Annotated in this window: 10 protein-coding genes and 5 pseudogenes; 9 read left to right on the forward strand and 6 right to left on the reverse strand. The window is 62.6% G+C overall.

Translation table 11 applies throughout. The annotated features are described in order from the left end of the window. Together BRC58_06575 and BRC58_06580 are read right to left on the reverse strand one after the other, a co-directional pair. Nucleotides 1-329: pseudogene (locus BRC58_06575) on the reverse strand (conjugative relaxase domain-containing protein). Continuing rightward, a complete protein-coding gene (locus tag BRC58_06580; protein ID PSP17313.1) occupies nt 272-547 on the reverse strand; it encodes a hypothetical protein in 276 nt (91 codons plus the stop codon). Before BRC58_06580 ends, BRC58_06575 begins: the two are co-directional and overlap by 58 nt. A gap of 836 nt (nt 548-1,383) precedes the next feature. Between BRC58_06580 and BRC58_06585 the strand changes: the two are divergent. After that, a pseudogene (locus BRC58_06585) lies at nt 1,384-1,725 on the forward strand (AbrB family transcriptional regulator). Nucleotides 1,726-1,767: 42 nt separating this feature from the next. Here the strand turns inward: BRC58_06585 and BRC58_06590 are convergent. Together BRC58_06590 and BRC58_06595 are read right to left on the reverse strand one after the other, a co-directional pair. Then, nucleotides 1,768-2,269 (reverse strand): annotated as a pseudogene (locus tag BRC58_06590) (VapC toxin family PIN domain ribonuclease). Continuing rightward, a complete protein-coding gene (locus BRC58_06595) occupies nt 2,170-2,412 on the reverse strand; it encodes a hypothetical protein (GenBank protein PSP17314.1) in 243 nt (80 codons plus the stop codon). Before BRC58_06595 ends, BRC58_06590 begins: the two are co-directional and overlap by 100 nt. Before the next feature lie 197 nt (nt 2,413-2,609). On the opposite strand from BRC58_06595, the gene BRC58_06600 reads away from it, so the two are divergent. The 8 genes and pseudogenes from BRC58_06600 to BRC58_06635 all read left to right on the forward strand — a co-directional run bounded on the left by BRC58_06600 (nt 2,610) and on the right by BRC58_06635 (nt 6,247). Further along, nucleotides 2,610-3,269, forward strand: a complete 660-nt coding sequence (locus BRC58_06600; protein PSP17315.1) for a hypothetical protein — start codon at nt 2,610-2,612, stop codon at nt 3,267-3,269. Further along, nucleotides 3,269-3,922, forward strand: coding sequence for a hypothetical protein (locus tag BRC58_06605; GenBank protein PSP17316.1), 654 nt, complete (start codon nt 3,269-3,271; stop codon nt 3,920-3,922). Before BRC58_06600 ends, BRC58_06605 begins: the two co-directional genes overlap by 1 nt. A gap of 153 nt (nt 3,923-4,075) precedes the next feature. Further along, nucleotides 4,076-4,262: pseudogene (locus tag BRC58_06610) on the forward strand (IS5/IS1182 family transposase). 281 nt (nt 4,263-4,543) lie between these two features. Next, nucleotides 4,544-4,639: pseudogene (locus BRC58_06615) on the forward strand (IS5/IS1182 family transposase). A gap of 354 nt (nt 4,640-4,993) precedes the next feature. After that, complete coding sequence (locus tag BRC58_06620) at nt 4,994-5,203, forward strand: hypothetical protein (protein PSP17317.1); 210 nt, start codon at nt 4,994-4,996, stop codon at nt 5,201-5,203. 85 nt (nt 5,204-5,288) lie between these two features. Then, nucleotides 5,289-5,570 carry a plasmid maintenance system killer protein gene (locus BRC58_06625; GenBank protein PSP17318.1) on the forward strand — a complete coding sequence of 94 codons (282 nt, stop codon included), beginning with the start codon at nt 5,289-5,291 and terminating at the stop codon, nt 5,568-5,570. After that, a complete protein-coding gene (higA, locus tag BRC58_06630; protein PSP17319.1) occupies nt 5,545-5,859 on the forward strand; it encodes an addiction module antidote protein, HigA family in 315 nt (104 codons plus the stop codon). Before BRC58_06625 ends, higA begins: the two co-directional genes overlap by 26 nt. A gap of 229 nt (nt 5,860-6,088) precedes the next feature. Next, entirely contained in the window at nt 6,089-6,247 is a 159-nt protein-coding gene (locus BRC58_06635) for a hypothetical protein (protein PSP17320.1), read from the forward strand. Nucleotides 6,248-6,490: 243 nt separating this feature from the next. Here BRC58_06635 and BRC58_06640 read toward each other — a convergent pair whose 3' ends face one another. Both BRC58_06640 and BRC58_06645 read right to left on the reverse strand, forming a co-directional pair. Further along, entirely contained in the window at nt 6,491-9,142 is a 2,652-nt protein-coding gene (locus BRC58_06640; protein ID PSP17321.1) for a DEAD/DEAH box helicase, read from the reverse strand. 289 nt (nt 9,143-9,431) lie between these two features. Further along, on the reverse strand, nt 9,432-9,624 hold a 193-nt coding region (locus tag BRC58_06645; protein PSP17322.1), incomplete at its 5' end, for a HicB family protein.

The raw sequence follows: 9,624 nt of genomic DNA on the forward strand, positions 1-9,624 counted from the left end.
ATGGCACTGTTATCGAGCGCGCGCCAGTTGCCGCGCTGGTTTTGAGTGGCGTTGAGCACGACGCAGTGGGTGTGGAGGTGCGGGTCTTTTTCGCGGCTGGCGTCGTGGGCGAACTGGGCAACGGTGAGGTTGCGGGTGCGTTCGGTTTGGCGGGTGCCGTCCGGCGATAGCGAGCGTGCCTGTGCGTAGCGGTCCTCCATTACCTGCAGGCTGGCGGCGATCGCATCCTGGTGTGCCTGCGCCAGGTCGGCTTCGCCTTGAGCGAGGGCGACTACACTGACGCTTTTCGGGGCTGAGTAAGTGCAATCGAGCCCGCCACGCTGTTGGTAGTCGCTTCGGCCTGGGGGAAACGGAAGGCTTCGCCGTCAGGTAGGTAGCCATGCAGCAAGTTCTCGAACGATTCGCGATCGACCGCGCCGCTGAGGCCAAACTGCTCGGCCCCCCCTAGCCACTGGGAGTTGGCTTGCACCTCGTCGCGCGAGTAGTAATTGTCTTGCGCGTAGTAGCGCTCGCCTTGTTGAGGGCTGATGGTTTTGCCAGTCAGCATTTGCGATCGGTTTAAGCTCAAAGCGAGCGATCGCCGGGCTCAAAGGCCAGGATAACTTGGCGTACTATGCGAAACAGGCATGGGCGCACGTGACCCACAACTGCCTTTAAGTGGAATCAAAATGCCCTACAACTGACCTAAATTGACCTAGCGGCCGGTTAACCGGGAGAGCGGGTGGGCGCAACTGGCCTCAAAATGCCCAAATGTGGATCGCAAATGACCTCAAGTGTCCCAGCCGCCGGCCGATCGCGAAGCCAATGTTCGCTGATAAGAATTGCCACTGTCGCTCGTTTCCTTTGCCGTGCTCGCGATCGCGGCTGAGGGGCAGCCGTTTCCAGGCCCGGCGCGCGTTGGGTTACGGCTTCAGGGGACGGTAGGAGAATATAGCAAAAACACGTGGATCGTGAACAGATAAGTGGGGTTGTCTCTGAGAGCTTTAACTCCCAGTTCGAGAGAGCCCCAGAGTTTTGACCAACAAGCTAGCTCCGTTCACATGTGGTCTACGACTGCTATATTTGTTGGGTGCAATGGCGGCACTGCCAGCAGATACCACCCTCGCCATCGGCGCGATCGCAGCGCGGACATTCGTCGAGCCGGCACCGTAGCGGGGGCAACGGGCGATCTTCTTGCCGGCAGCGGCGGCAGGTAAAGCGGATCTGCGCCGTCCACTCGCGCTCCGAGAGACGGTAGAGCTGCCAAACAGGCGGCTCGCGATCGCAGTGGGCAACCACATCCTACGGCAAAGGACACAAGAAGCAGGTGGTACTGGTGCCACCCAAGTTCTGGTGTGCCTTGATTGCACACGCTCCCTGACTGCTGGATACTTGACTCATTGGATGTACAAGCTGAAGCAGTCCTGTATGGTGTCATCTCCCGAACAACCGCTCACCGGCGCAGCCCTTGCCAAGCGGGTGCGCGAACTCTCCCACCTCAGCCGCCGGGAAAAGGCCAAGGCCTGCGGCTACTACACCGTCACGTGGGACGGGCATGAGCGCGCGGCCATGAGCGAGTTCCTCAACGCGCTGCTGGATGCCGAAGGCATCGATCCGGAAGGGCAGCAAGCGCGGCTCCGGCCCGGGCGAGGCCGCGAGCCTAGTTACCGCGTTCGGGTGCAGACCAACGGCACGCTGGTGCTGAGTTCGGCCTACAGCAAACGCATGGGCCTGCAGGCGGGGGAGAGGAAAGGGAATAACGCGCGCGGCCATTCCCAGCAGCACTTGCTAGGCATCTACTTCCCAATCTTCGAGGGCCAATCCTTCCACACGCCCGAACTCGCGGGTGTTATGCGTCACTCAGATCGTGGGCCAGTGCCGTTGCTGCGATGAGCAGATCGTTGGCGCCGATGGGTGTTCCCCGAGCAGTCAACTGCGCGCGGATGCGGCCATAGGCAAAGGCAGCTTGCCGGTCGAACGGCAGGATCGCGAACGACTCGAGAAAGCGCTCCAGTTGCGCCAGGTTCGAGGAAACCTGCTTGCTCTTTTGGGCCCCAAAGTAGAGCTCGGCGCAGACGACAGTACAGAGCCGCACAGCGGTTGGCGGTAGGGTCGCGAGCTGGCGGGCAACGGCTGAGTCCCGCTCGTTGAGCAGCCGGATGCAGGAATTGGTGTCGAGCAGGTAGGCCTTTAGAGGCCGTCCCGCTGCTCGAGCGGGGGCTGTTCGGGACGCGTCAGGGGCTCGCCCTGCCAGCTGCCAACAACATGCTCGAAAAAGCCAGGGGGCCATCCCAGCGCTTCTGGGGACTGAGATGGCTCGGCGGGCTCGGCTGCTTCGATGGTGACCGTTACCTCGCGATCACGCAGGTCGGCGGGAAGTTGCAGCCAGAGATTGCCCTCGGCATCCACCTGGGCGCGGCGCGCGATTTTCATGGGCCCCTCCCCAACGCTGCAGTTCTACAACAGCACGCTAGCGCCTTGCCTTGCACGGCGGGGCGCTAGCACTTGCAAATCCGCAGGGGAGTGCTTGCGTTTCCAGTCGGTGCCTTGTACATCGCCCCACGGTTGCAACAGCTGGGTGGCAGGCAGTTGCTAGCTTGAGGGCAGATGCCCTGGTTGAGCGCGATCACATGCCCAGCGCGCGGCACCTGCTCGCTCAATTGGCCCACAGGCTGGTGCAGGAAGGCTTCGAGCCGGGAGAGGACTTCTCCGCCCGCGAAGGAGAGCTGCTCTGCACGCAGGCAGCGCGGGCATGCCTGCTGGAGCAGCCCCCACCCGGTTGGAGCTGGCGCATCCGCCACGCAACGCGCACGCCTGAGTACGACCCAGTCGAGCTACTGGAGTCCCAGGTGGGAGTGCCCAATTTCTTTGAAGCTCTGGTCCGGCAGGCCAACGCCACGGTGGAGCAGCTTGCGGATGATTGGGCAGCTGTCTATGCCAGCCTGTTGGTGGCTTACCTGTGCACGCGGCATCCGTACCTGAATTCGGTGGATGTTGTGGGAGCAATGCTGCTGTCGCATCGCACGGACGCGATCGTCCATCGGATGGAGAAAGTCGAGGTTTCGGGTTTTACGGAAGCCGAGGGAGATTGGCTCATTGAGCGGATCTTGTGGGATGTCCTGCAGCCCCTAGGGGGTAAGTCCCCGCAGCACTTTACCCAGCGTGGCGACGGCCAAGTGGCCTTCACCTGGGCCGGCTACGAGCGACTGGCACTGGCGTTGGAGAGCCCTGCGCCCGGGCCAGATTTTCTGGAGCTCTCGGCCCTGCTGTTCGAAACGCGCGATCGCTAGTGCTGCCGAGCCCGAACCAGATCGCCATGGACTGCCGCCGCGTTTTGTCCCAACTACCAGCAGCTGGCCGCCCGGCTGATGCCGCCACGCCGCCAGAGCGGGTTGCAGTTGTGGTGCCAGAGCGCCGCTGGTGGCAGCTTGATTTTCGTCCACCTGTGGAGCGGCTTGAGCTTAGTGCCGCCGAGTGGCTGAGCGAGCAGCTGGAAGCGGGCGAGCTGGAAGCTTGCCAAGCCCGGCTCGAGCGCCAAGTTGCCCTGTTGGGGCGGGGCAGCCGGGTTGCAGTTGCAGGAGCGCTGGCGGCCGCGATCACGGTCCCCGTTTTTGGAATGGGCGCCCTGGGCGGGGTGCTTGCCGGCTTGGCAGCGACTGGAGGACTACTACCGCTGCAGCGCCGGAGCGACGCGCGCCTGACGCAATTGGTCGTTGCCCGCATGCGGCGCCAGTCAGTAGGCGCAGCCGTACCGGGACCAGCACGGGTGGCAGTCGAGGTGCCAGCGGAGCGCGATGCCAGTGCCGTTGCCAGCGCGGTTGCCGAGCAGCTGCCCGGGGCAGCCTGGGAAGGCGAGAGCTGCGTGCGGCTGCAGTGCCTGGATCGGCCGGCTTTGAACTTAGCTGTGGCGCTGGCTGGTGGGGACTCGTGGCGTTTCGTCTAGCACGGAGGTTTTGCTATAGGGGTGGAGGCGCCCAAGCCTAGTGTTTTTACCGAGGCGAGGCGACCGGAGCTGCTTGTCGAGCAGAATAGAGGCAGTTAAGAGCGCCTAACAAAACTGATATAGATAGGGGGGGGGAGAGCTCTGATCTGTGCCATGGCCAAGCCGCTCGTGCCCGACGAGCTTTGGGCCGAAATCTAACCGCTGCTGCCGCCCGAACCGCCCAAGCACCGGTCGCCCCCGGATCTCCGACCGAGCCGCGCTCACCGGCATCATCTTCGTCCTCAAAAGCGGCATTCCCTGGGAAATGCTGTTCCAAGAGATGGGTTGCGGCTCAGGCATGATACCAATTCTCGTGGCTTGTGCACTAGATTTCGATCTCAGAACCCTCCTCAATATGGGGATTATGCCGCTTGGCAAGCGTGCATCCGCTGCTCAAATTGCAACGCCTCATACCAATTCTTGTGGCTTATGCACTAGATTGTTACCTTCGAAATTCCCTCAATATGGGAATCATATTCTTTGGTAAGCGTGCATCTGCTGCTCAAATTGGTATCAGTGACGGGGACTGCATTGAATGGAGCCGAGCTTGCCTGGATTCCAGAGCATCCCCGCCCCAAAAGGGGGCTCCAAACGGGGCCCAATCCCACCGACCGAGGCAAATCCGGCAGCAAGCACCACCTGCTCGTCGACCGTCAGGGGCTGCCGCTAGCGGTGATACCAATTCTCGTGGCTTTTGCACTAGATTCCGATCTCCGGAAATCCCTCAATATGAGGGTCATGCTGTTTGGCAAGCGTGCATCTGCTGCTCAAATTGGTATAACCAAACCCCGTCAAGGGCTTCGCGAGCCGCTGCGCGGCCCTTGACGGAGGCTGACCGCTGAGAAAGCCCACCCCTTGCCAGGGGTGTGGGGGCGGCTGTCGTCCGTGGTGCTAACCATGTCAGCTTCCCTCGCCTCGCCTGCTTTTTGCAGTGCGCCGTTCCCCGGCACCGTTTGCCGCCTTGCCCGCGGTACAGCCTGGTTCGTCAACTGCCGTCCCTCGCGGCACAGCTACTCGGGCTGGGTCTGCCGGGTGTACTTCCCCAGCCACAGCCTCGCCCGCCAGTTTGCCCAGCAGGCGGCCGGGCAGCTCGCCGCTAGCAGCTTCCGCGGTACCCAGTACAACCTGCCCTTTGTCCGGGTGCGCCGCCAGGGGCAATGGTGGGTGGCCTTGGTGCCGGTGCGGGTGCCCCACTCCCCGGCTGTACCGGGCACTTGCCCTAGCCAGTGGGCGGTGCTGTAGCCCGCTGGGGGCTGTCCCCTGTTCTGCAACTGGCACTTGACGCAAGCGAATCGCGGCTTTTACTTTGTACGGAAAATGTGCAGTTGTGATTCGCTCGACTGGCGATAAGCGCACTCAGCGGTTTCTGGCTGGGGAACGGGTCAAGGCTTTTGAGAGCTTCTACCGGCAAGCTTGGCGGCGGCTCGACGTTCTCAACAACGCCAGTTCCTTCCAGGACCTCCAGACCCCAGGGAACCGCCTCCATCAGTTGGGCGGTGCCTACAAGGGCTACCACGCGATCGCCATCAACCGGCAGTGGCGCATTGTTTTTATTTGGGACGAGCAGTCGGGGGACGCCTACGATGTCCGAATCACGGACTACCACTAAGCTTCAGGGACCGCCCATCCATCCCGGCGAGCATCTCGCCGATGAGCTAGAGGCAATGGGCATGAGTGCCAACCAGTTAGCCCAGGCCCTCCATGTACCGGCCAACCGCATTACCCGCATTCTCAACGGCGAGCAAGCCATCACGGCCGATACCGCATTGAGGTTGGCCCGCTATTTGGGAACCTCAGCCGAACTCTGGATGCGGCTCCAAGACACTTACGAGCTGCGCAAGGCCGAAGCCGAGAAGGGCGAGCAGATTGCGCGGGAGGTTGCGGCACGAACGGCATAACGTAGACGCCCCGCCCCGCGCGGATTTTAGTCATTACCAAGCTAACCGAGAAACTGTCCAGTGGGCCTACTGGACGCGTCCACTGGACACTGGACAGTTTGGGTCCTCCCTCCGCGAAAAGCCCGCCCCACATGCGTTCTGGGAGGCGCTAGGCGATCGCGCCTGCCCAAGCGTGCCATTTCCTATGTGAAGTGGCGGCATGCAGATGCCGTGCCATGCACAGCGAACGATGGCAGACCGTGCCGAGGTGCGGCTGGGCCCTCAGGGGCGCATCGTTATCCCCGCCGAAATGCGGCGCGCGCTGGGGGTGGAAGAGGGTGACACGCTCGTAGCCTGGACGGAGGGCGGCCGCTTGGTCTTATACCAATTCTCGTGGCTTGTGCACTAGATTGCGATTTCCAAAACTCCTTCAATATGGGAGTCATGTTCTTTGGTAAGCGTGCATCCGCTGCTCAAATTGGTATTAGTACTACAGCCGCGATTTGCACCTGGAACTACCGGTGGAGCAATCTTGCATCTGCTGGCCCGTTGACATTCCCCAACTCCAGCAGTCGTGCATTGCCAAGATGGATAGTTAGCTCCTGATCCAGGCCTGTAGTACTAGCCCTACGGCGAAAGGGCAAAAGTCGAGTTAATAAGCCCCCCGGTTGTCTGTGGGGGCCAAGGTTGCTAGCAGCGCACCCCCCAATTGCTTGAGTAGTGCCTTGTTCTGCTCCGGACAGCGCGGCAAGACCAGGCACTGCGGGCACCCAGCTTCGCAGTCGCAAGCTTCAACTAGCTCCCGGGCGCGCGCAGCAACCTGGCCGAAGTACGCGAATAGGGCTTCCGAGCTGCCGCTACCACCAGCAATGGTGTCGAAGAAAGCACCGCTCAGGCCGCTCGTTTCGGGAGATTCGGTTACAAAGTCGAGGTCGTGGTGGTTGCACAGTACCGCCAGGGGAAGCCCCAGTAGGAGCTGGTGCCCTAGCGAGTGAAGCCCAATCCGGCCGGCGCTAGCGGACTCTAGTACCTCGTAGGCTTTGGGGATTTCCGTCTCCTCGCGCTGCAGCTGCTCGCGCAGCGACTGGGCAACCTTCTGGCAGCTCTCGATGCAGCTGTCGTCCAGCTCGAGGCGCAAGATGGGAGCCTCGAACTCGGTTACGTAGGGCGCATCGAATGTGACGCGGCCCAAGGGACTCGGCGCCTGCTTTTCGGGTCGGTACTGCAGCACCTCGTAGCCGGTCACGGATTCGGTAATGCGCCCCCAACCCAGCGTCAGCGTCATCCCAGTCAGCGAAGCGCTCTTGAGCGTGCGCTGCAGGTCGATCTCGAACGTCAGGTCGGGATTGGTGCTGCGATCGGATGGGGCTGGCTCCAGCTCAGCCTTGCCCGCATCCTCGTCGAGGTAGCGGCAGCGGTAGTTGGCGATCCCGCCACCGGTATTTTGGGTCGTATAGATAGCCCCTGGGTGCAGCTCGCGCCGGGCCGTTTCCGCATCCAGGGTCTCGAGTTCTTCCCCTGTTTCGGTATCGAAGGCCGCTACGCGCGTTTGCTCGTTACCGCGCAGGCTAATCGTTTTGTGCAGGTAGCTCTTGGCGTAGTAGTACCCGCGCTGGTTGAGCCGAAGCTCGCCCTGATCGAGCAGCCCGCCGGCGATGGTGCTGGCAGCCGACCCGAAGTAGTGCGCTAGTTGCTGGCTGGGAATGCCTGCCTCGGCTGCACCTGCCAGTAAGTGCTTGCCCAGCGTGGCTGGGTGATCCGAATCGATCGCGATGGGCTCGGGATTGCCGGCAATCAGCTGTTCCGGGAAGCGGCGATAGTAAGCATCCAGCGGCGAGTGCGTGCTGGGGATGTAGATCGCCAGTCCGGCGCGGCTCCGCCCCACGCGGCCGATGCGCTGCTTGGCAGCCATGACGCTGCCGGGGAAGCCGCGCAGTAGCGCCACATCAAACTCCGATATGTCGATCCCTAGCTCCAGCGCTTGGGTCCCCAAAACGAAGCCGACTCGACCGGTAGCCACCTGTTGCAGGATGGCGCGGCGGCGCTCGGCTTTGAGCGAGCCGTGGAAAATGGCGATCTGGCTGGGATCGAGGCCGGCGCGGGCAACCCGGTTCTGCGCGCGGCGCAGCAGCCGCTTGATGGCGCTGCGATTGTTGGCAAAGGCAATGCCGGTAAGCCCGTGCTGCAGGCACTGCGCGATGAGCTCGGCGGCCGTGGCGTTGGGATCGCCTGTAGCCTCCAGCGTTAGCAGCGTGCGCTCGGCTTGAGCGGCGCCGCTTTGGGTAAGCGTCTGGATGCGTTGGGGATCGCGGCCGGCGAGGGTGCCGGCCAGCTCGCTGGGGTTGCCGATCGTCGCCGAGGCGAAGGCCCACTGCAGGCGCTCGCTGCTGCCGCCGGCAGCGTCGACGCAGCGGTACAGGCGCCGGAACAGGTTCTTCATGCCGGCGCCAAAAGTAGCCAGGTAAGCGTGGCTCTCATCGGCTACTACCGCACGCAGGCGTCGCAGGAAGTCCCGCCACTCGCCGCCATCGCGGCGGCCAGTGGCATAGAGCGCGCGCTGCAGGACCTCAGGGCTCATGCCCAGCAGGTGCGGGCGGCGCGCGAGCAGGGGCTTGCGCTCCTCGATGGGTGTGTCGCCGGTAATGATGCCCACGGTCAGCCGCTCCTCGGGCGGAAGGAGCTGGTTGAGCTCGTGCAGCTTAGCGAGCTGATCGTTGGCCAGCGCCTTGAGCGGCCAGAGGGCCAGAACGCTGGTGTCGCGATCGCGCAGGCAAGCCTCGAACAGCGGTAGGGCAAAGGCCAGGGTTTTCCCCGAGCTGGTCTCGGTGGCCAAGCACACGTCCTTCCCGGCTCGCATGGCGGTCAGGGCTTGGGCCTGGTGGCAGTAGAGCGCGTCAATGCCCAGCTGCTCCAGTGCGCCTTTTAAGGACTCGGGCAGATCCGACGGGATGGGGTCGGTGGTTGCAGCGCGAGCCGAGCTACGCTGGATGTCGCGCAGGATCCCCTGTTGCTGTACGTGGGTAGCGAGGGCGCGGAAGGTCGGAGCGCCGATATTGCCGACCTTGAGCTGGGACTGTTGCGGGGCACTCTCCGGCGGCAGCAGTTGGTTTTGCTGGAGGGCATGCTGCCAGTCCCCCAGATCGCAGTGCTCGTTGCCAAACGCGACCAGGATGCGTCGTCCTAGCAGATCGACGACGTACCCGAGACCTCGGTTTGGGACGTAGACTGGCCGGCCCGGTTGCAGCCAGTCAGGGGGTTCCGGGGAGCGCTGGTAAGCGTTTTCGAGTAGCTTGGCATAGTCCATAGACACTCATTGCGATGCCGTATTGGGAATGGGCCAGGAGCCTTGGTCGATGCGCTCGATCCAGCTAATCGGTCTCGTTGGGCTGGGAGGCGATCCGATGTTTGGTGAATGGGGTCGGGGCAGGATGTTGCGGCAGAAGGCGCTAGCGATCGCCGACTAGCTGCTCGGGTGAAATGCACTCATTGGCGTGGTGCCGGTTGCGGCGATCAGGGCCGATGCTATGGTGCTGGTGGTGCTCCTGGATCGCCTCGCCCCGCTCCGCCAGTATGCGGTAGATAACATCCAGCTTTTAGCTTGCTTGGTAAATTAGTGGAGGGGGTAAAGGATCGCCGTCGCTTTGATGGGAAGCGATTAGAGATTCTATAGCCTCTTTGCCATTTGCGACCGCTTCCTCATAAGTTTGCCCGTGAGTTCGCCAGGTTTGCCCTGGGAAATCCGGCAGGCTAACCAGAAAGCACCCATCTTCATCCGACCATTGGATG

Source organism: Cyanobacteria bacterium QS_8_64_29, from assembly GCA_003022125.1.
GTDB lineage: Bacteria > Cyanobacteriota > Cyanobacteriia > Cyanobacteriales > Rubidibacteraceae > QS-8-64-29.